The organism is Rathayibacter sp. AY1B6 (assembly GCF_002932755.1).
Lineage (GTDB): Bacteria > Actinomycetota > Actinomycetes > Actinomycetales > Microbacteriaceae > Rathayibacter.
In genome coordinates this window covers 1-19516 of record NZ_PSWL01000039.1, presented here as the reverse complement: position 1 = coordinate 19516, position 19516 = coordinate 1, and the positions used below count along the sequence as shown (strand labels likewise).

The following is a 19516-nucleotide window of genomic DNA, read 5'->3' as shown; positions in this document are numbered from 1 at the left end:
CCCGCGCCACCGCGAACCGCTCCACGACCCCCGCCTCCGACCGCTTCCGTGATTTCATCGCGTCCGGCTGGGCCGAGAGGGAGGAGCCGCTGCCCGCTCCGCGTGAGCAGGCGTCCTTCGCCGCCTCCCGCCGCGAGCGCCTCTCCGCGCTGCACACCGGCGTCCGCATCATCGTCCCGGCGGGCCGCCTCAAGCAGCGCGCGAACGACACCGACTACCCCTTCCGTGCGCATTCGGCCTTCACCTGGCTCACCGGCTGGGGCTCCGACTCCGAGCCCGGCGCGGTCCTCGTCCTCGAGCCCGCCGAGTCCGGCCACAGCGCGACGCTCTACTTCCGCGAGCGCGCGGGCCGCGACTCCGACGAGTTCTACGCCAACCCCGAGATCGGCGAGTTCTGGATCGGGCCGCGTCCGTCGCTCGCGCAGGTCGCGAGCGATCTCGGCCTCGCCACCCGCGGGATCGCCGAGCTCGACGCGGTCCTCGACGCGCACGACGGCGTCCCCGTCGCCGTGCTGCGCGAGGCCGACCCGGCGGTGACCGGCCGTCTCGACGCGGTCGAGGCCGACGAGCGGGCGGACCGCGACGCGGCGCTCGAGCGCGATATCGCCGAGCTCCGCCTGGTCAAGGACGCCTACGAGATCGCCGAGCTGCGCGCCGCCGTCGACGCGACGGGCCGCGGCTTCGAGGACGTCCTCTCCGACCTGCCGCGCATCGTCGCCCACGAGAAGGGCGAGCGCCTGATCGAGGGCGTCTTCAACGGACGCGCGCGCGCCGACGGCAACGCGGTCGGCTACGACACCATCGCCGCGGCGGGCCCCCACGCCTGCATCCTGCACTGGACGCGCAACGACGGGCCGGTGCGCCCCGGCCAGCTGGTGCTGCTGGACGCCGGCGTCGAGCAGGACAGCTACTACACCGCCGACATCACGCGCACCTTCCCGGTCGACGGCCGGTACACGGACGCCCAGCGCCGGGTGCACGAGACGGTGCGGGAGGCGGCCGACGCCGCGTTCGCGATCGTCCGGTCCGGCATCCGCTTCCGCGAGGTGCACGCCGCGGCGATGGCCGTCATCGCGCGCCGCACCGCCGAGTGGGGCCTGCTGCCGGTCAGCGCCGAGGAGGCGCTCGAGGCCGACAACCAGCAGCACCGCCGCTACATGGTCCACGGCACCAGCCACCACCTCGGGCTCGACGTGCACGACTGCGCCCGGGCGCGGCGCGAGATGTACCTCGACGGACTGGTCGAGGAGGGCATGGTCTTCACGATCGAACCCGGCCTCTACTTCCAGCCCGACGACCTGACGGTCCCGGAGGAGCTGCGCGGCATCGGCGTCCGGATCGAGGACGACGTGCTCGTCACCGCAGACGGCGCCGAGAACCTCTCGGCCGGCATCCCGCGCTCGGCCGACGACATCGAGGCGTGGATGGCCCGACTGGCCCGCTGAGCCCGGTCGCCCGCGGGGAGCCCCGGCCGCTCAGGCGGCGAGGGGCAGCGCGAACTCCCCGCGGGCTGCGGCCAGCGCCAGCCCGTCGAGCAGCGTCGCCAGCTGACCGGCGGGAGCGTCCGGGTCCTCGGGGTGCCACTGCACGCCCACGAGGGGGGCCGCGACGTGCTCGACGGCCTCGATCACGCCGTCCTCGGCCCGCGCGACGACCCGCAGCCCGGGGGCGAGCAGGTCGACCGCCTGGTGGTGCGCACTCTGCACCGCGAGCGCCTCGGACCCGAAGAGCCCGCCGAGCACGGAGCCCGCCGCGAGCCCGACCTCGTGCCGGTGCATGCGCTGGTGAGCGGGGGCCGACGCGTTGACGTGCTCCGCCTCCGGACCCAGGTCCTGCACCAGCGTGCCGCCCAGCGCGACGTTGACGATCTGCAGGCCGCGGCAGATGCCCAGCAGCGGGGTCCGACGGGCCAGCGCCCGGTGCACCAGCGCGATCTGGGCCGCGTCGGCGCGCTCCGCGTGGGGGCCCTCGGCCGGATAGCCGCGGTCGGCTCCGTACTGCTCGGGAGCGATGTCCTCGCCGCCCGCGAGGACCACGGCGTCCGCCCCCGCCGTCCGAGCGAGCAGCTCCTCCGTGCCCAGCTCCTCGGCGGCGAAGCGCTCCGCCCGCCAGCCGCGCTCGTGGGCGAGGGCGAGGATGCGGCCGTTCAGGATCTGCACGTAGGCGTGGTACTCCTCGCGGCCCGGTCGCACGCGGGCGACCTCGACGATGGCGAGCGAGCGGGTCATGACTCCATCCTGGGGACGCCGCCGCCGCCGGTCGAACCGCCGTGTCACGCGGTGTCACACTCCGGCCGTACGATCACGGAGTGACCTCGCCGAGCCCGTCCGTCCCGGAGCGCGTGCAGCAGGCGCGCTCCGAGGTCTCCGTCCTCGCCGGGACCACTCCCGAGCGCCCGGTCCGACCGCTGCGCGAGGCCGTCGAGCACGTCGCCGCCGGCGGCTCCCCCGATCCCGGCGCCCTCCTCGACGCGGTCGACTCGCTGGTCGGGCTCCTGACCCGCGCCGAGGTGCAGCTGAGCCGCGTCGAGCGCTCCGTGCGGGACGACCTGGAGCGGGCCGCCACCCTCTCCGACCTGCGCACCTCGGCTCAGCTCGCCTCCGCCGCCGACGTGGCCGTCGCGTGCGCCGCGGCACGGTCGCTCCTCCTGGACGCCGACGACGCCCGGTCGGCCGGCGCCCGCCACGATCCGGCCGCGCTCCTGGTCCTGCTGCTCGACGCCGACTCCGCGTTGGACGCCGTCGTGTCCGGGTACCGCGAGCCGCGCGCCCAGGCCGAGCGCCAGCTCCTCCTGTTCGAGGCGGCGCGCACCGCGGCCCGGCTCGGCGCCGAGTCGGTGCTGCTCCTGGCCGCCGTGCACGGCGAGCGCATCACCGCTGCACCCCGGATCCTCGCGGAGGAGACCCTCGGGCAGCTGGACACCGCGGTGCGCCGCGCGGCAGCCGATCCGGCCGGCGCTCTGGTCGAGGCCCGCGCCGCCGCCGACCGCGCCCGCTCCGCGCTCGACGAGGCGCTGGTCGACCTCGACGGCGCACCCCCGTCGCTCCGCCCCGCGGCCGTCCCCGGAGGCCTGCCCGCGGCCTGAGCGCGCAGGCACCCGGCACCGGCGCGCGTGCCATAGTGAGGGTCATGGCCTCCTTCCTCGTCGTCCCCCAGTGGCAGGGCTCGGCGTCGACGCGCGCGATGCGCCTCGTCGACGGAGCCGAGGCGATCCGGGGCGATCTGCCCTCCTCCGCCACCACGACCCTCGACATCCCCGCCGAGGCGGGTGACGCCCAGGACACCGGCATCCGCCGCTACGCCTCGGTCGCCACCGTCGCCGAGCGGGTGCGCGAGGCCCTCTCGGGCCGCACCGACCCCGTGATCACGATCGGCGGCGACTGCGGCGTCGAGTTCGCGGCGATCGGGCACGCGGTGCGCTCGGCGCCGGGCCCGGTCGCGCTGGTCTGGCTCGACGCCCACCCGGACGCGCACACTCCCGAGTCCTCCCCCAGCGGCGCCTTCTGCGGCATGGTCCTCTCGGCCGCGCTGGGCCGCGGCGTCGGCCTCCTGAGCGCGGGCGCCGAGGAGCGCGTGGCCGACGAGCGCGTCGTCCTCGCCGGCGTCCGCTCCGCCGACGACGGCGAGCTCGAGCCGCTGGTCGAGCGGGGAGCCGCGGTGCTGACCGCGGACGCCCTCGACCCGGACTCGCTCGTCGCGGCAGTCGCGGCGACCGGTGCCGCCTCCGTCTACGTGCACCTCGATCTGGACGTGCTCGACCCCGCCGATCTCGCCGGGCTGTTCGACCCGGTGCCCTTCGGCGTGCCCGCCTCCCGCCTCGTCGCGAGCCTCGACGCCCTCCGGTCCCGTTTCCCGCTCGCGGGCGCCGGCGTCACCTCGTTCGCCCCGTCGTCGCCGACCGCGGCCGAGGACGACCTGCCCACGATCCTCCGCCTCCTCGGTGCTCTGTCCCGCGGGGCCTGAGAGAGCCCTGCCATCGGCGCGCAAGCCCGAGCGCGTGTCGGCGGCACCCGGCAAGATGGTCGGACGCGACCGAGCGGAGGAACGATGAGCGACGAGAGACCGCGCGTGCGCACCGAGCGGCGCGGAACCGTGCTCGCGATCGTGCTGGACCGGCCCGAGAAGCGCAACGCCGCCGATCTGCGGCTCCTCTCCGAGCTGGCCTCCGCGTACGGCGAGCTCGACCGCGACCCGGAGCTGCGCGCCGGCGTCGTCCTCGCCGAGGGCGAGCACTTCACGGCCGGGCTCGACCTCGCCGACATCGGGCCCCGCCTGGGCTCCGACGGCCTCGACTTCGTGCCCGAGGGCGGCCTCGACCCCTGGGGCCTGCGCACCCGGCCCGTGAGCAAGCCGGTCGTCATCGGCCTCCAGGGCACCTGCCTCACGCTCGGCATCGAGCTCGCGCTCGCGAGCGACGTCGTGCTCGCCGAGCGGTCCACCCGCTTCGGCCAGATCGAGGTCGCCCGCGGCATCCTGCCCTTCGGCGGAGCGACGCTGCGGTTCCCCCGCGCCGTCGGCTGGGGCGTCGCGATGCGCTGGATCCTCACCGGCGACCTCTTCGACGCCGAGGAGGCCCACCGCATCGGCCTCGTGCAGCAGGTCGTCCCCGACGGGAGGGTCGCCGAGGCGGCCTGGGCGCTGGCCGCTCGGATCGCCGCGCAGGCGCCGCTCGCCGTGCAGGCCGCCCTGGCCAGTGCCCGGCTCGCCGTCGCCGCGTCCGACGCCGAGGCCGCGGCCGCGCTTCCCGGGGCGCTCGCGCGTCTCGCGGCGTCCGAGGACGCGCGCATCGGCACCGAGGCCTTCCTCCAGCGGACCACGGCGGAGTTCACCGGCCGATGAGCGACGAGAGCACCACCGTCACGGCGCCCGGCAGCTCCTCCCTCGAGGCGCAGCAGGAGCGGGCCGCGCAGCAGCTCGAGATCCGGCTCCGCTACGGCGACCAGGTGTGGGAGCTGCGCGAGGTCGACCACTTCGCCGTGTTCTCCCGCCGCAGCACCGCACGGCGCGCCGGACGCGTCCTCGTCGCCTCCGGCTTCCAGATCGCGATCTCGCGGCTCCGGCTGAGGCAGGTCCTGGTCGCGAGCCACCACGCCGCGGTCGACGAGCAGTCGACCACCGCGTTCCTCCGCCAGGTCATCGACGCGGTCGAGAGCCACGGCGGCCGCTACGACGGCTGGCGGGCCGAGATCGTGCCGGCGCATTGACCGCCGCGCACCCACCGACGACGGGGCTCGACGCCTCCGAGAACCCCAGGGAGACAGCATGAGCAGCACGACCGACGAGTTCGACGTCATCGTCATCGGAGCCGGGCCGGTGGGCGAGAACCTCGCCGACCGCGCGGTCCAGGGCGGCCTCACCGCGGCCGTCGTCGAGAGCGAGCTCGTCGGTGGCGAGTGCTCCTACTGGGCGTGCATGCCCTCGAAGGCGCTGCTGCGGCCGCCGATGGCGCTCCGCGCCGCCCGTGATCTCCCCGGCGCGGCGCAGGCGGTGAGCGGAGGAGTCGACGTGCCCGCGCTCCTGGCCCGCCGCGACTCCTTCACCAGCCACTTCGACGACCACGGCCAGGTGCAGTGGCTCGAGGGGGCCGGCATCGAGCTCGTCCGCGGGCACGGCCGCCTGAGCGGCGAGCGCGAGGTGACCGTGACCGGACCCGACGGCGAGGTGCGCGTGCTCCGCGCCCGCTCCGCCGTCGCCGTCGCGACCGGCACCACCGCCGTCGTTCCCGACATCCCGGGCCTGCGCGCCGCGTCACCCTGGACGAGCCGCGAGGCCACCTCGGCCGAGGAGGTGCCGCCGCGCCTCGTCGTCATCGGCGGCGGAGTCGTCGCGACCGAGATGGCGACCGCCTACGCCGGCATGGGCTCCTCCGTCACGCTCGTCGCCCGCAGCGGACTCCTCGCCCCGTTCGAGCCCTTCGCCGGCGAGCTCGTCGGCTCAGCGCTCCAGGAGCTCGGCGTCGACCTGCGCCTCGGCGACTCGCCCGTCTCGGTCGAGCGCCGGTCCGACGGCACCGTGACGGTGACGCTCGAGGGCGGCGACGTCATCGAGGCCGACCAGGTGCTCGCCGCGACCGGCCGGGCCCCGCACTCCCGCGACGTCGGTCTCGAGACGGTGGGCCTCGAGCCCGGCTCCTCGCTGACCGTCGACGACACGATGCTCGTCCTCGGCGACGACGGAGCTCCCCTCGGCGGCGAGCGTCCGTGGCTCTACGGCGTCGGCGACGTGAACCACCGCGCACTGCTCACGCACCAGGGCAAGTACCAGGCCCGTGCGGCCGGCGACGTGATCGTCGCGCGCGCCGCGGGCGCCGAGGTGCACGACGCCCCCTGGGGCGCCCACGTCGCGACCGCGGACCACGAGGCCGTGCCGCAGGTCGTCTTCACCGACCCCGAGGTCGCGTCCGTCGGCCTCACCGCCGCGGCCGCCGAGAAGGCCGGCTACCGCACCCGCGTGGTCGACTACGAGATCGGCTCGGTCGCCGGCGCCGCGCTCGCCGCCGACGGCTACAGGGGCACCGCGCGGATGGTCGTGGACGAGGATCGCCAGGTCGTCCTCGGGGTCACGTTCGTCGGCAAGGAGGTCGGCGAGCTGATCCACTCCGCGACGATCGCCGTCGTCGGCGAGGTGCCGCTCTCGCGCCTCTGGCACGCGGTCCCCTCCTACCCGACGATCAGCGAGGTCTGGCTGCGGCTGCTCGAGACCTACGGGCGCGACAGCGCGTGAGCGCGCTCCGCCGAGCCGTCGCGACGGTGGCCCTGGATCCGGCGATCACCCGGCCGGGCTACCTCTTCGCGTGCGCAGTCGGACTCGCGTGGGGCGCGCTGTGGAGCACGGGCCCGATCCGGCGCAGCCACGGCCTCGTCGTCTTCACCGGTCTGCCCTCCTGGGCGTTCGGCCGCGGAGGGTCCTGCGTCGGCACGAGCTACCTCACGGGCACCAACGTCTCCGACAGCGTCCTCGAGCACGAGGCCGTGCACAAGGAGCAGTGGCGGCTCTACGGGATGTGGTTCCCGTTCGCGTACACGGTGGCGGGTCGCGATCCGCTGCGCAATCGATTCGAGATCGAAGCCGGTCTCGAGAAGGGCGGATATCTCCGTGGTCACTGACATGACGGGGCGCGTCGTCGTCCTCACCGGAGCGAGCTCCGGCATCGGCCGGGTCGCGGCGGGAGCGCTGGCGTCCGCCGGGGCCCGCGTGGCCGTGGTCGGGCGGAACCCCGAGCGCACCCGCGCCGTCGCCGCCGACGTGGGCGGCGACGCCTTCCTGGCCGACTTCGACCGGCTCGACGACGTCCGCGCCCTGGCCGACGGCCTCCTCGAGCGCTACGAGCGGATCGACGTCCTCGCGAACAACGCGGGCGGGCTCGTCTCGCATCGCGCCGAGACGGTCGACGGCCACGAGCGGACGATCCAGAGCAACCATCTCGCGCCGTTCCTGCTCACCCGTCTCCTGCTCCCGCGGATGATCGAGACCTCGCGGGAGCGGCCCGGTGTGCGCGTCGTCTCCACTGCGAGCCTCGCGAACCGCTTCGGACGTCTGAAGCTCGACGACCTCGACAACCGCCGCGGCCCGTGGCTCGGCGGCTGGCGGGCGTACGGCACGTCGAAGCTGGTGACGATCCTCTTCATCCGCGAGCTGGCGGAGCGCCTGCTGACGACGTCCGTCGACGCCTACTCGTTCCATCCGGGCGTCGTCTCGACGAGCTTCGGCGCCGACAGCACGATGATGAAGCTGATGACGAGCCTCTCGGTCGGCTCCTTCGGCATCTCCGCCGAGGCGGGTGCGGTGCCGCTGATCACGCTCGCCTCCGAGCCCGACGTCGGCGCCGCCAGCGGCACCTACTTCGACCAGCTGACGCCGCACGGCTCCCTGAACCCCCAGGCCCGCGACCGCGCTCTCGCACACGACCTCTGGACCCTCTCCAGCCGTCTCGTCGGCGTCTCCCCCACCCTGTAGCCCGCTGCCGCTCCCCGCTGCCGCCGACTCGGCGCGGGTGCGGCGCGGAGCGCCCAGGCGCTCTCCCGGCGGCTCTCGATCCGCCCTCCCCGAGTGCTGCGCTCTCAGCAGCGCGCCCGAGGCCGCGCCTCTGGCGCGCCGTCCCCCGCGGTCGCGCCCGTGGCGCGCCGCCCCCCGACGAGCAGCGCCCGGAGCGTCGCAGGGCGTCGTTCTGCAAGGCGGAGGAGGAAGCGATACCGGCGGTATCGCGCCCGACGACAACGCCGCAGAACGTCGCCCTGCGGCGCTCCGGGTCAGTTGGACTCTGGGCGGTTGAGGCGCCAGTACCCCATGAACGCCACCCGCTTCCGGTCGAGTCCGAGTTCGGTGACCAGGCAGCGGCGGATCAGCTTCACGGCGCCCGCTTCGCCGGCGATCCAGGCGTAGAGGCCGGGGTCGCGGCTCTCCTCGGGGACTTCCCAGAGGATCTCGTGGTCGACGTCGATGTCGCTGACGTCGACGCCGCGGTGGTGGGCGGTGAGGAAGCGGCCGGCCCAGGCGCGGACGGCGTCGCCGAGGGCTGCTCCGGGGGCTGCCGCGTCGGTGCGGACGATCCAGGTGATGTGGACGCCGGCGGGGTGGCGGAGCGGGAGGCGGTCGAGGGCGGTGGGGACTTCGAGGAACGCGGCGCCGGTGGCGTCGGCGTCGAGGCTCTCGAGGATCGCGGCGATGGCGGGGACGGCCGTCTCGTCGCCGGCGAGGAGGAGGGAGGTGGCGGCGCCGGGGTGGAATTCGACTCCGCCGCCGGGGAGGTCGGAGCGCGTGTCGGGCGCGATGATGACGATCTGGTCGCCGGGGCGGGCGGTCTCGACCCAGGCGGAGGCCGGTCCGGTGTCGCCGTGGGCGGCGAAGTCGATGTCGACCTCGGCGTCCTCGGGGCGGACGGCGCGGATCGTGTAGGTGCGGAGGGGGTTCCGGAGCTCGTCGGGGAGCTGTCGCCAGCGGCCGTACCAGTCGGGGTCGAGTCCGTCGGGTCCGTCGGGGTCCGAGACGGAGGCGAGGAAGGCGGGGGCGTCGGAGGCGGCGGTGGGGACGACGAGCTTGATGCGCTGGTCGGGGCCGGTGCAGCCGACGTGGTCGAGGCCTGTGCCGGTGAGGGTCACGCGGATGAAGTGCGGGGCGATCCGGGTCGCTGCGGCGACGGTCGCGAGGTACGGCCGGTAGGCCGGTCGGGCGGGGGCGGCGGTCGTCGGAGGCATCGCCTCAGTCTCGCACAGAAGGTAAGCCTTGCCTAACACTGAGCCGGGACGCCCGGCGGACGGTCAGCGCGCGGGGTGCTCGGCGGAGGTGCGCAGGCGCGCCTCGACGTCGGCGGCGAGCTCGGCGACGACGGGGCCCGCCCCGCCGATCCAGGCGCAGAAGTCGTGGCGGTCGTCGGCCCACGGGTAGTCGCCGTCGACGACCGACATCTCGCCGACCCACGCCCGGACCGCGCGGTCGAGCGCGACTCCGCGGGAGCAGCGCTCCCCGGTGCCGGGGGCGCCCGTGCGCTCCGAGCGGCCGAGCCAGGTGACGCAGACCCGGCCGGGGGCGGCGAGCGGCGGGAGTCCGCGCGCGTCGTCGACCTCGACGAAGACCTGGCCGCGGGCGTTCGCGGGGAGGGTGTCGAGGATGCTCTGGATCCACGGCACGACGGTCTCGTCGCCCGCGATCAGGAACTGCTTCACGTCGACCGGCGCGGAGCCGTCGCGGTCCTCGAACATGCACATCACGTTCGAGTATAGGCAAGGCTTACCTCAGTGGCCAGAGTCGGATCCTGACCATCCGCCGTGCGGCCGCGTCCGGACCCGCCACCTCGGCGAACGGATCCGTCACCACGGCGGCCTCCTCCGTCACCACTGCGGCGGGTGCCGCCTCTGCCAGCGCGCCCGTCGCTCGAGCTGCGCGCCGATCGCCAGCAGCGTCGCCTCGCCGCCGGGCCGCCCGATCAGCTGGACTCCCATCGGCAGGCCCTCCTCCGTGGTGCTCAGCGGAAGGGTGATCGCGGGGAGGCCGCTCACGTTCACGAAGGACGTGTACGGCGTGTAGAGGCACTGCTGCTCGAAATTGCGCTCGGGATCCTCGAGGTCGTACCAGCCGACAGGGCGCGGCGTCATCGCCAGCGACGGCGTCAGGACCGCGTCGACGCTGGAGAACGCCGCGATCACCGCGCGCTCGTAGCCCGAGAGCCAGGACGCCGCCTCGACGATCTCGCGGGCGGATCGCCGACGCCCCTCCTCCACCAGCCAGCGGGTCAGCGGCTCCAGCAGATCGAGGTCTGCGCCCTCGACGGGCAGGGTCGCCGCGCCGCTCTGCCACAGCGTCCGGAACGCGGCGGGGTACGCGGCGCTCGGGGGCAGCGACGCCTCCTCGAGCCCGTGGCCGAGGGCGGCCAGCGCGGCGATCCCCTCGTCAAGGGCGGCGCGCGCCTCCGGAGCGAGAGCGATCTCGTACTCCTCGTCCCAGGGCGAGTCCGTCAGCACGCCGATCTGGAAGCGCCCCTCTCCCCGGACCGCGGCGCCGAGGAACGAGCCGTCGCCGTCACCGGGCGCGCCGAGCGACCAGCGCTGCGGGAGGCGGCCGTTCGTCCGCTCCAGCATGCCCTCGAGCAGGAGGCCCGCGTCGGCGACCGAGCGGGTGATCGGCCCGGCGACCGTCAGGCCGCCGACCCCGCCGATGCCGGAGAGCGCGGCGACGCGTCCGCGGGAGGGCTTCAGCCCCACCAGTCCGCAGGCCGCGGCGGGGATGCGGATGGACCCGCCGCCGTCCGACGCGGGGGCGAACGGCAGCAGTCCCGCGGCGACGGCGACCGCTGCTCCTCCGCTGGATCCGCCGGCCCCCAGGCGGGTGTCCCAGGGCGTGACGGCGGGCGGGCCGATCCGCGTCTCGGTGTAGGAGGGCATCCCGAACTCGGGCGCCGCGGTCTTGCCGAGGCTGACCGCTCCCGCCGCGTCGAGCACCTCGACGATCTCGTCGGAGGCAGTGGGCACGTGGTGCTCACGGAGCCGGGATCCGGACGCGGTCCGCACGCCCGCGCGCCGCCAGAGGTCCTTGTCGCCGCTCGGCAGGCCCCAGAGCGGAGCGGTGCCGGGCTCGGTGCCGAGCGCTGCGGCCCGCTCCCGCGCCTGATCGGCGGTCACCGTGGCGAAGGCGCCCAGGTCCCCGTTCCAGCGCTCGATCCGGGCGAGGTAGTGGTCGGCGAGCTCGAGAGGCGTGACCTCTCCGCGCTGCAGCCAGTCCCACTGCTCCTGCGCGCTGAGGTGGTGGAGTTCGAACATGGAACGACCCTATTCCGCCGCTCCGGGGAGCCGACGGAACAGGGTCGTGGGGTCAGGCCGCGCGCCGGCCGCTCTCGCTCGCCTCGTCGAGGCCCTTCCGGGCGCCGTCGGGCACCACGGTGTCGCGGTCGATGCGGGCGCCGGTCGCGATCACGGCCGAGCGTCCGATGCGGGAGTAGCTCCCGATCCGCGCCCCCGGCCCGATGATCGCCTCGGGCCCGACGTGCACGTTCGCGCCGATGAAGGCACTGTGTCCGATCATGGCGTCGCGGTCGACCCAGCTGCCCGCGCCGATCCAGGCGCGCTCGCCCACGGTCGCGCCGGGCTCCACGTAGGCGCCGGTCTCCACGTACGCGGTCGCCGAGACGCGCGATCCGGGAGCGACCATGCCGCGTCCGTTCGCGTGGCGGCGGTAGACGATCTCGTCGTCACTGCCGCGCGCCCCTCGACCCTTGTTCATCCCTGTTCCTGCCATCTGCCTCTGGCTCCTCCGAGCTGTCCGGTGGGCGGGGCGCCGAGCCCCGTCCCGTCATCGGTAGACAACAGCGGGGAGCGCCCGCGCATTCCCCGTTCGGGGGGCGCTGGCGCGGGGTGGAGGCGGAGCCCGCCCGGGCCTGCGCGGAGCGTCACTCCACCGCGTCGGCGACCGCGGTCACGACGGCGCGGAACCGCTCCGGCGCCTCGCGGATCCGCCGCCGCAGGAGGACCCCGGCGAGGGCTGACGAAGCGGGCGCCGCGACCAGCTCGCACTCGACCCGGGCCCCCTCCTCGTCCGCCAGGACCCGCCACTGCTCGACGCCGAGCACGGGGAGCCGGCGCTCGAGCCCGCTCCCCCGACGCTCGTAGGCGCCGTCAGCGGCGAGGACGTCCGCGAGGGCGGCGAGCACGGGGGCGGCGTCGGCGTGGAGGACGGAGGCGAGGGCGAGGAGGCTGCGCACGGCGGCAGTCTCCCACGCCCCCGCGTCAGGAGCGGGCGTCGAGGACGCGCCGGAGCCAGTCGAACGACGCCTTGGGCACGCGGTCGCGGCTGCGCGTGTCGACCGCCACGAGCCCGTGCGGGCGGCTGTAGCCGTGCTGCCACTCGAACGCGTCGACCAGGGTCCAGAGCTGCACGGCCTCGACCGGCAGTCCGTCGTGGACGGCCTCGGCCAGGGCGGCGAGATGCGCCCCCAGCCAGCGGATCCGCTCGGTGTCGACGATCGCTCCCTCGCGGTCGGGCTCGTCCGGGTAGCTCGCGCCGAGCGCGGTGACGACCAGCGGAGGGAGGGTGTCGCCGTAGCGCTCCACGAGGGAGCGCAGCACCGAGACCACCGCCCAGGGCGCGACCGGCGAGCCGTCGCCCGTGCGGTCCAGCTCCGGCCAGGGCGCCGTGTGGAAGGGGAGCGCGGGAGGAGCGCCCGCCCCGGTCGGCAGCGCCGGGTCGCGGCCCGCCGCGATCCGCAGCGGAGGCAGCGGCGCGACCGCGTAGAAGTCCATTGGAGCCGAGATGCGCGCGAGGTCGACCGGATCCGCCTGCGCGAGGGCGCCGAGGAAGGGCGGCAGCTCCTCCGGTCCGACCGGGTAGGACCCGGTCAGCACCGCGTCGGCGACCAGGCGGTTCCGGAGAACGTCCGCCAGGGAGGCGAAGGCGCGGTCCCGGTCGTCGTCGGAGGCGGGCTCGACCGGCGCGAGCGCGTCGACCAGGCCGATCCTCCCCGTCACCTCCGCCGCTCGCAGCGCCTCCAGCGCCACGCCGTGCCCGAGCAGCTGGTGGTGCAGCGCCGGCAGGGCGCTGAACAGCCGCCCGGCGCCCGGCGCCTGCCGCGCGAGCGCGTAGCCCTCGAGCATCACTGTCGACGGCTGGTCGAGGGTGATCCAGTCGGCGACCCGATCGCCGAACCGCCCGCCCAGCTCGAACGCGAGATCGCCGAAGCGGAACGCGGTGTCGCGGTTCATCCAGCCGCCGCTGAGCGCCGACGGGGTGTCGCGGTGGTGCAGGGTCAGCGCGACCCGGATCCCCGTCTCGGCGAGCCCGTCGAGCAGGCGGTCGTAGAAGCCGAGCCCTCCGCGGTCGATCGGTCCGCGGCCGTCGGGCTGCAGCCGGGGCCACGAGACCGAGAGCCGGAGCTCGTCGACGCCGAGATCGACCAGCAGCGCGAGGTCCTCGCGCCAGCGCAGGAGGAAGTCCGTCGCGATCTCGGGAGTGGCCTCCTCGGCGATCGTCCCCCGTCGCAGTGCGAAGTCGTCCCACACCGACCGGCCCCGGCCGCCCGTCTCGAGGGAGCCCTCCGTCTGGAAGGCGCTCTGCGCCAGTCCGATGCGCAGGCCCGGCGGCAGGAGCCCGCCGAGCTCGCGCGGATCGTCGAAGCGCGCGGCCTCGACGCGCACCTCCCGCCGATCGCGCCCGCGGGCCTCGTCTTCGCTCATTCCACTGTCCTCCGGATCTGATCGACGGGTATATTCTCGCGGAAGCGCTCTCCCGGATCCTCCCGACTCCCCCGACCGGCTGAGACCCCTCCTCCGGATGGTGTACATCCGGGAACAGTGGTGCGGCGCGCTTGACAGCTCCCCCCTGCCCCCGTGCAATGGACGCATCGTGAAATCGGGCGTCGACGTGGCAGTACCGGGGGGTTCACCGGCCGTGCCGGTGCCCCGACTCCGCCGATCCCCGCGGCGCACCGCCGCCCTGCTGCTGGTTCTGCTCGCGGCCGTCGCCTCCGTCTCCGGGCTGGCCGCGCCGGCCGCGCAGGCCGCCGCTCTCGCGATCACCGCTCCCGCCTCCGGCGCGGTCCTCGGGACGGGAGCGACGACGGTCACCGGTACGGCGACCGCCGGGGACCAGGTGCAGATCGGGCTCCGCGGCGGCGGCGACCCCCTCTGCATCACCACCGCGGGCCCCGACGGCGGCTGGAGCTGCGCCGTCTCCCTCGACGACGGGCCGGCGACCCTGGTCGCGGTGGAGCTCCTCGCCGGCGGCGGAACGACCTCGGCCGCCGTCCCGATCGCCGTCCTCAGCGCCCCCGTCATCGAGTCGGTCGACGGCTCGGCGACCTCGGCGGGCTCGGTCCGCGGCACGGCCTACCCCGGCGCGAGCGTCGCCGCGGTCTCGAACGGCGGCGCCGCGTGCCTGGCCACCGCCGACTCCGGCGGCGCATGGTTCTGCCAGCTCGCCCCCACTCCGGCGCCGGGCAGCTACCGCGTCACTGCGACGCAGACCGCCTCCTTCGCCGGCAGCGCCGCCTCGCCGGCCAGCGCACCGGTGACCCTCGTGGTCGACACCGCCGCTCCTGCCGCCCCTGCCCTCGCCTCGCCGTCGGACGGCGCCGCCCTGCCGCTCAGCGGCGCGTCCTACTCCGGGACCGGCGTGGACGGCACTCGCGCCTACGTGTACGTCGACCGGGTCAACACCTGCGACGCGGCGGTCAGCGGAGGCGCCTGGAGCTGCACCGGCGGCACCATCACGGCAGGTGCGCACCGGGTCTCCGCCATCGCCGGCGACAGCGCCGGCAACTACAGCCCGCCGAGCCCCTGGATCGACGTGACCTTCGCGGCGGCGACGACCGCCCCCACCGGTACGCCCAGTGCGACGACCCCGGCCGCTCCCGGAGCAGTTCCCACCGCTCCCGGGGCCACCGCGTCTCCCGCTCCGAGCAGCGCGGCGCCGACCGCGTCCCCGTCGCCCGTCCGCCCCGGAGAGGCCGCGCCCGCTCCCGACGACGAGCCGACCGCCGAGCCCACCGCAGCGCCGGTCCCCGCTCCCGACCAGGGCGCCGGGGACGTGCCGCCGCAGCCCGCCCCCGGCGCCGACTCGCAGCCGGGCGGCTGGAACTCGGCGACCGGCATGACCACCGCACTGTCGGCCGGATCGCCCGTCGTCTCGATGGCCGACTGGATGCGCTCCCTCGCCCTCGCACTGCTCTCGCTCGCCCTGGTCGTCGTGCCGGCCCGCCTCGCCGCGGCCGGGCGCGCGCCCCGCGCCGAGCGCAGCTGGCACCTCACGGGCCGCAACCGCGCCGCCGTCGAGTACGACGACAAGCCGGACGCCGGTCCCGCCTCGCCGCGCCTGATGGTCGTCGGGATGATCGGCTGCGCAGCCGGCCTCGTCCTGCTCTCGGGGCGCGTCGACGGCCAGCCGGCCTACCTGCGCCTGCTGATCGCCGTCATCGTGGCCGTCGCCGTGGTCAACGCGGTCGCCGCCGCCGTCCCCGCGGTGGTCGGGCGGCGGATCGGCCTCAGCGGGATCGGCGTCGTCGCCGCTCCCCGCGCGCTGCTCCTGGTCGCGGCGGCCGCTCTCGTCTCGCGCTTCGCAGGGCTGGACCCGGCGCTCCTCTTCGGCGTGGTGATCGGCCTCGTCCTCCCCGAGGGCGCGTCGGCCGTCGACCGGGCGAAGCTCTCGACCGTCCGCGTCGTCTCGCTGCTGGGGCTCGCCGGACTCGCCTGGGGCGCCTCCGCCGTGGTCCCGCCCGACGGCTCGTTCGGCTCCGTGCTCCTCGCCGAGGTGCTGAGCGCGACCACGCTGATCTCGGTCGGCTCGAGCGTGGTGCTGCTGTTCCCGGTCGGGCGCCCCGCCGGCCGCAGCATCCTGCAGTGGTCCCCGCTGCTCTGGCTCGGGCTCACGCTCCTCGCGACGACCGTGCTGTTCGTGCTGCTCACCCCGACCATCGCGTCCTGGTCGACCGACGGCGGAGCGGGCCCGGTGCTCTTCGCCGTCGTCGCCTTCAGCGCGGTGTGCACGTCGATCTGGGCCTGGCGGCGCTTCGTCGAGTCGGAGTAGCCGGGCTCGGCGGCCCGCTCAGTAGCCGGGCTCGGCGGCCCGCTCAGCCGATCGAGACGGGCCGGTCGAGGTCGTCCCCCGGCAGCACATCGGCCACGGCGCCGACGGTCAGCTCCCGCAGCGTCGCGATACCGCCGTAGACGCCGAGGAACGCGGTGTCGGCCGCGTCGCGTCCCGTGGCGATCCGCACGAGGCTCGACCGCGGCGCGAGCGTCGTCGCGTCGACCGCCCGCCACTCCCCCTCGATCCAGGCCTCCGCGACCGCGTGGAAGTCCATCGGCTGCAGCCCCGGTGCGTACACGGCCGCCAGCCGGGCGGGCACGTCCAGCGCCCGGAGGAGGGCGACGACGAGGTGCGCGAAGTCCCGGCAGACTCCGCGGCGGGCGAGCAGCGTCCGCTCGGCCCCGTCCGTCGGAAGACTGGAGCCGGGCACGTACGCCAGCCGCGTGCCGACCCAGGAGCTCACCGCGTGCAGGAGGTCCGCCCCGGCGAGGCCGGCGAACTCGGCCCGGGCCGTCGCCCACAGCACGTCCGACTCGGCGTAGCGACTCGGCCTCAGGTACCGCAGCCGGTCCACCTCGTCGCCCTCGAGCGGAGCGAGGCGGCCGAGGACGCGCGCGGAGTAGTCGATCACCAGGTGCCCGATCGGCGCGTCGAGAACGTGCAGCCGGGTGCCGTGCTGGTCGACCACCTCGCGAGCCGCGAGCGGGCGGCCGTCCACGCTGAGGGTCAGCGACTCCTCCGCCCCGTACGCGTCGGCCACGGCGATCGAGAGGACGAGGGCGGCCGGAGCCGCGACGTCGAGGGTCAGGTGGGCCGAGACGTCGCGCTGCATGAGGCTCTTCTCCGGGGAGGGGCGGGGTGAGGGGGTCAGACGCCCTGCTCGCCCTTCGGCGGCGGGGTGGGGGCGGCGTCCGGCTCCTGCACGAGCTGGAGCCCGCCGGACGAGTTCGCCGACACGGTCAGCAGATCGATCCAGGTGCGGTTGATCGAGGGGACCCGGCCGCCGAAGTACTTGAAGTAGAGGGGCACGGAGGGGTCGAGCCAGATGCTCGAGCGGCCGTCGCCGACCGCGGGGTCGTCCCGCCAGGAGAAGAAGAAGCTCTCGCGGCGGCGCAGTTTGTTGGCGATGACGATCTGGACGTGCGTGAGCGTGCGGTCGTCGAACTCGATCTCGACTCCCGAGGCTCCGTAGAGCAGCTTCCCCATGGGGGCCTCCCGGCCGCCCGTCGCCGGGCGGTGCATGACAGTGCCCGCGGGCACGAGAAGCGGGACCGTTCCGGCGCCCGCCGTGGACCGGGCGGCTCGCCTCCGGACGCGGGCGCCCGGGCGCGGAACCGCCCGGTGACGACTCTAGGCGAGGCGGCGCGGGCGCGCGGGATCCTCGTCCGATTCCCGAACACCGGGGTCCTCCGGTCGGGAGGACGACCGGTCCGGAGTCGGACCCGGCGCCCGGGTCGGATCCGGGCGAGACGCGCCGGGGCACTGCCGCGCGCATGTCGGAGGTCGGACGTACGGTACCCGCATGATCGAATGCGCACTCTGCGGAACCGACGCCGTCGTCCTCGACCGCTCCGGCGGCCGCGACACCGAGGAGGAGCTCGTCGTGCTCTGCGCCGACTGCACCCCGGGAGAGATCACCGAGGCCCTCGAGGCCGCCCTGCTCCAGCCCGCTCGACGCAGCGCGCACGCCCGCGCCGCCTAGAGGAGCGGGCGTCGGACGGAGTGCCCCCACTGGGACTCGAACCCAGACTGAGACGATTTTAAGTCGTCTGCCTCTGCCGATTGGGCTATGGGGGCGACCACCGGGAGGAGCGATCCTCCCGGCGGCGGTGTCAGGACTTGGCGGGCTCGCCGCCGACCGGGACCGGAGCACCGGCCTGGCCGGGGATCTGCGCCGGGGCCTGCGCGGCCGGAGCCTCGGCGGCGGGGGCCGCCGGACGCGGACGCGACGCGTAGGTCTCGAAGGAGCCGCGGGGGTACTCGCGGGCCTCGATCGAGGCGATGTCGCGGCCGAGCCAGAGGTTGTTCCACCAGCCCCAGACCACGCGGAACTTGCGCTCCCACGAGGGCATGGCGAGACCGTGGTAGCCGCGGTGCATCACCCAGGCGGGGAAGCCCTTCACCGCGATCTTGCCGGACTGGAACACGCCGATGCCGATGCCCAGGCCCGCGACCGCGCCGAGGTTCTTGTGCACGTAGTCGACCGGCTCCTCGCCGCGGAGCACCGCGGTGATGTTCTTGGCCATGAGCTTGCCCTGGCGGACGGCGTGCTGGGCGTTCGGCACGCAGAAGCCGCCGACGCCGCCGCCGGTGAGGTCGGGCACGGCGGTCGCGTCGCCGGCGCCCCAGGCGCCCTCGACGAGCACGTCGTCGTGGCCGACGCGGAGGTCGGCGCGCACGCGCAGGCGGCCGCGCTCCTCGATGGGCAGGTCGGAGTTCTTGATCGACGGGTTCGCCATGACGCCCGCGGTCCAGATGATGAGGTCCGACTCGAAGCTCTCGCCCGTCGACAGCTGGATGACGCCGTTCTCGGCCGACTTGAGCTGCGTGTCGAGGTGCACGGTGGCACCGCGCTGGTCGAGGTTCTTCAGCACCCAGTGGCTCGTCTCGAGGGCGACCTCGGGCATGATCCGGCCCATCGCCTCGATGAGGTGGAACTGCGTCTCCTCGAAGTCGATCTCGGGGTAGCGCTTGAGCAGCGCGCTCGCGAAGGAGCGCAGCTCCGCGAAGACCTCGATGCCGGCGAACCCGCCGCCGACGACCGTGACGGTCAGCAGGCGCGAGCGCTCGGGACCGGCCGGGAGCGACGCGGCCTTGTCGAAGTTCGTGAGCATGCGGTCGCGGATCGCGGTCGCCTCCTCGATCGTCTTCAGGCCGATCGCGTTGTCGGCGACGCCCGGGATCGGGAAGGTGCGCGAGACGGAGCCGGCGGTGACGACGATCTGGTCGTACTCGAACTCGTAGGGCTCGCCCACGGTCGGGGTGATCGTCGCGGTGCGGTTCGCGTGGTCGATCTTCGTCACCTTGGCGGCGAGGATCGCGGTCTTCTTGAGGTGACGGCGGAGCGAGACGATCGCGTGGCGGGGCTCGATCGACCCCGCGGCGACCTCGGGGAGGAAGGGCAGGTACGCCATGTAGGGCAGCGGGTCGACGATCGTGACCTCTGCCTCGTGCGGGCGGAGCTGCTTCTCGAGCTTCCACGCGGTGTAGAAACCGGCGTAGCCGCCTCCGACGATCAGGATTCTGGGCACGGTTGACTCTCCAAGAGGGATGGACAATGCGAACACCCTCACGCAATGCGAAGTGCCCGCTCTCGATGCGGTGGGCAGCACTGACCCCGACTGGGAATCAGCTTAGCGAAGAGCGCGCCGGTGGTGGCGCCTCCGTGGCTCCGGTAGGAGCGGCTACGCGTCGAGCGGCCTGCAGGCGCAGCGCTCGGGAGACCAGTCGGCGCGGGCCAGGGCCAGATCGCCGATCGGATTGACGCCGGGGCCCGCCGCGAGGGCGT

At 74.9% G+C, this 19516-nt stretch carries 20 protein-coding genes, 1 tRNA gene and 1 pseudogene; 10 read left to right on the top strand and 12 right to left on the bottom strand.

The features are described from left to right. Positions 1-1445: aminopeptidase P family protein (locus C5D08_RS16135; RefSeq protein ID WP_104277881.1), on the top strand; the 1445-nt coding region annotated here is incomplete at its 5' end. Between the two features lie 30 nt (positions 1446-1475). Here C5D08_RS16135 and C5D08_RS16130 read toward each other — a convergent pair. Then, entirely contained in the window at positions 1476-2228 is a 753-nt protein-coding gene (locus C5D08_RS16130) for a gamma-glutamyl-gamma-aminobutyrate hydrolase family protein (protein ID WP_104277880.1), read from the bottom strand. 80 nt (positions 2229-2308) lie between these two features. Between C5D08_RS16130 and C5D08_RS16125 the strand changes: the two genes are divergently transcribed. From C5D08_RS16125 to C5D08_RS16095, 7 genes are all read left to right on the top strand, one after another. Continuing rightward, entirely contained in the window at positions 2309-3085 is a 777-nt protein-coding gene (locus tag C5D08_RS16125; RefSeq protein WP_104277879.1) for a hypothetical protein, read from the top strand. 44 nt (positions 3086-3129) lie between these two features. After that, positions 3130-3963 (top strand): arginase family protein, encoded by an 834-nt coding sequence (locus tag C5D08_RS16120; RefSeq protein WP_104277878.1) that lies wholly within the window; start codon positions 3130-3132, stop codon positions 3961-3963. 84 nt (positions 3964-4047) lie between these two features. Beyond that, complete coding sequence (locus C5D08_RS16115; protein ID WP_104277877.1) at positions 4048-4839, top strand: crotonase/enoyl-CoA hydratase family protein; 792 nt, start codon at positions 4048-4050, stop codon at positions 4837-4839. Next, positions 4836-5204: a ribonuclease E inhibitor RraB gene (locus C5D08_RS16110; protein ID WP_104277876.1), complete on the top strand. Its 369-nt coding sequence runs from the start codon at positions 4836-4838 to the stop codon at positions 5202-5204. The genes C5D08_RS16115 and C5D08_RS16110 overlap by 4 nt, the downstream gene beginning before the upstream one ends. Positions 5205-5262: 58 nt before the next feature. Next, positions 5263-6723, top strand: a complete 1461-nt coding sequence (locus tag C5D08_RS16105) for an NAD(P)/FAD-dependent oxidoreductase (RefSeq protein WP_104277875.1) — start codon at positions 5263-5265, stop codon at positions 6721-6723. Next, positions 6720-7106 (top strand): Fe-S oxidoreductase, encoded by a 387-nt coding sequence (locus tag C5D08_RS16100; protein ID WP_104227423.1) that lies wholly within the window; start codon positions 6720-6722, stop codon positions 7104-7106. Before C5D08_RS16105 ends, C5D08_RS16100 begins: the two co-directional genes overlap by 4 nt. After that, on the top strand, positions 7096-7956 hold the full coding sequence (locus C5D08_RS16095) for an SDR family NAD(P)-dependent oxidoreductase (protein WP_258067438.1): 861 nt from the start codon (positions 7096-7098) through the stop codon (positions 7954-7956). The genes C5D08_RS16100 and C5D08_RS16095 overlap by 11 nt, the downstream gene beginning before the upstream one ends. A 293-nt stretch (positions 7957-8249) precedes the next feature. Here C5D08_RS16095 and C5D08_RS16090 read toward each other — a convergent pair whose 3' ends face one another. The 6 genes from C5D08_RS16090 to C5D08_RS16065 form a co-directional block, all read right to left on the bottom strand. Next, entirely contained in the window at positions 8250-9194 is a 945-nt protein-coding gene (locus tag C5D08_RS16090) for a siderophore-interacting protein (RefSeq protein ID WP_104277873.1), read from the bottom strand. Positions 9195-9257: 63 nt separating this feature from the next. After that, complete coding sequence (locus tag C5D08_RS16085) at positions 9258-9704, bottom strand: SIP domain-containing protein (protein WP_104277872.1); 447 nt, start codon at positions 9702-9704, stop codon at positions 9258-9260. A 123-nt stretch (positions 9705-9827) separates the two neighbouring features. Then, positions 9828-11252: an amidase gene (locus C5D08_RS16080; protein WP_104277871.1), complete on the bottom strand. Its 1425-nt coding sequence runs from the start codon at positions 11250-11252 to the stop codon at positions 9828-9830. Between the two features lie 52 nt (positions 11253-11304). After that, positions 11305-11712, bottom strand: a complete 408-nt coding sequence (locus C5D08_RS16075) for a transferase (protein WP_181110330.1) — start codon at positions 11710-11712, stop codon at positions 11305-11307. Between the two features lie 166 nt (positions 11713-11878). Then, a complete protein-coding gene (locus C5D08_RS16070) occupies positions 11879-12190 on the bottom strand; it encodes a hypothetical protein (protein WP_104277869.1) in 312 nt (103 codons plus the stop codon). Positions 12191-12215: 25 nt separating this feature from the next. After that, positions 12216-13658, bottom strand: coding sequence for a glycoside hydrolase family 1 protein (locus C5D08_RS16065; RefSeq protein WP_181110331.1), 1443 nt, complete (start codon positions 13656-13658; stop codon positions 12216-12218). Positions 13659-13878: 220 nt separating this feature from the next. Here C5D08_RS16065 and C5D08_RS16060 point away from each other — a divergent pair, with 220 nt between their 5' ends. Next, positions 13879-16005 carry a hypothetical protein gene (locus C5D08_RS16060; RefSeq protein WP_146086167.1) on the top strand — a complete coding sequence of 709 codons (2127 nt, stop codon included), beginning with the start codon at positions 13879-13881 and terminating at the stop codon, positions 16003-16005. A 43-nt stretch (positions 16006-16048) separates the two neighbouring features. Here the strand turns inward: C5D08_RS16060 and C5D08_RS16055 are convergent, their stop codons facing one another. Then, positions 16049-16840 (bottom strand): transglutaminase family protein, encoded by a 792-nt coding sequence (locus C5D08_RS16055; protein ID WP_104277866.1) that lies wholly within the window; start codon positions 16838-16840, stop codon positions 16049-16051. Positions 16841-16875: 35 nt separating this feature from the next. Further along, complete coding sequence (locus C5D08_RS16050) at positions 16876-17214, bottom strand: ATP-dependent DNA ligase (RefSeq protein WP_104277865.1); 339 nt, start codon at positions 17212-17214, stop codon at positions 16876-16878. A gap of 316 nt (positions 17215-17530) precedes the next feature. Between C5D08_RS16050 and C5D08_RS16045 the strand changes: the two genes are divergently transcribed. Continuing rightward, positions 17531-17710 (top strand): hypothetical protein, encoded by a 180-nt coding sequence (locus C5D08_RS16045; protein WP_104277864.1) that lies wholly within the window; start codon positions 17531-17533, stop codon positions 17708-17710. A 21-nt stretch (positions 17711-17731) separates the two neighbouring features. On the opposite strand, the gene C5D08_RS16040 is transcribed toward C5D08_RS16045, so the two are convergent. From C5D08_RS16040 to C5D08_RS17450, 3 genes and pseudogenes are all read right to left on the bottom strand, one after another. Next, positions 17732-17805: transfer RNA gene (locus tag C5D08_RS16040), tRNA-Leu, on the bottom strand. A 35-nt stretch (positions 17806-17840) separates the two neighbouring features. Beyond that, a complete protein-coding gene (locus C5D08_RS16035) occupies positions 17841-19259 on the bottom strand; it encodes an NAD(P)/FAD-dependent oxidoreductase (RefSeq protein ID WP_104225019.1) in 1419 nt (472 codons plus the stop codon). Positions 19260-19412: 153 nt separating this feature from the next. Beyond that, a pseudogene (locus C5D08_RS17450) lies at positions 19413-19516 on the bottom strand (DUF501 domain-containing protein); the annotation flags it as partial.

What these genes read in the sequence shown, in the direction of transcription:
- C5D08_RS16130 (WP_104277880.1), bottom strand. Translation starts at nt 2,228, where the DNA reads ATGACCCGCTCGCTCGCCATCGTCGAGGTCGCCCGCGTGCGACCGGGC.
- C5D08_RS16120 (WP_104277878.1), top strand. Translation starts at nt 3,130, where the DNA reads ATGGCCTCCTTCCTCGTCGTCCCCCAGTGGCAGGGCTCGGCGTCGACG.
- C5D08_RS16115 (WP_104277877.1), top strand. Translation starts at nt 4,048, where the DNA reads ATGAGCGACGAGAGACCGCGCGTGCGCACCGAGCGGCGCGGAACCGTG.
- C5D08_RS16110 (WP_104277876.1), top strand. Translation starts at nt 4,836, where the DNA reads ATGAGCGACGAGAGCACCACCGTCACGGCGCCCGGCAGCTCCTCCCTC.
- C5D08_RS16105 (WP_104277875.1), top strand. Translation starts at nt 5,263, where the DNA reads ATGAGCAGCACGACCGACGAGTTCGACGTCATCGTCATCGGAGCCGGG.
- C5D08_RS16090 (WP_104277873.1), bottom strand. Translation starts at nt 9,194, where the DNA reads ATGCCTCCGACGACCGCCGCCCCCGCCCGACCGGCCTACCGGCCGTAC.
- C5D08_RS16085 (WP_104277872.1), bottom strand. Translation starts at nt 9,704, where the DNA reads ATGTGCATGTTCGAGGACCGCGACGGCTCCGCGCCGGTCGACGTGAAG.
- C5D08_RS16080 (WP_104277871.1), bottom strand. Translation starts at nt 11,252, where the DNA reads ATGTTCGAACTCCACCACCTCAGCGCGCAGGAGCAGTGGGACTGGCTG.
- C5D08_RS16075 (WP_181110330.1), bottom strand. Translation starts at nt 11,712, where the DNA reads ATGAACAAGGGTCGAGGGGCGCGCGGCAGTGACGACGAGATCGTCTAC.
- C5D08_RS16065 (WP_181110331.1), bottom strand. Translation starts at nt 13,658, where the DNA reads ATGAGCGAAGACGAGGCCCGCGGGCGCGATCGGCGGGAGGTGCGCGTC.
- C5D08_RS16055 (WP_104277866.1), bottom strand. Translation starts at nt 16,840, where the DNA reads ATGCAGCGCGACGTCTCGGCCCACCTGACCCTCGACGTCGCGGCTCCG.
- C5D08_RS16050 (WP_104277865.1), bottom strand. Translation starts at nt 17,214, where the DNA reads ATGGGGAAGCTGCTCTACGGAGCCTCGGGAGTCGAGATCGAGTTCGAC.
- C5D08_RS16045 (WP_104277864.1), top strand. Translation starts at nt 17,531, where the DNA reads ATGATCGAATGCGCACTCTGCGGAACCGACGCCGTCGTCCTCGACCGC.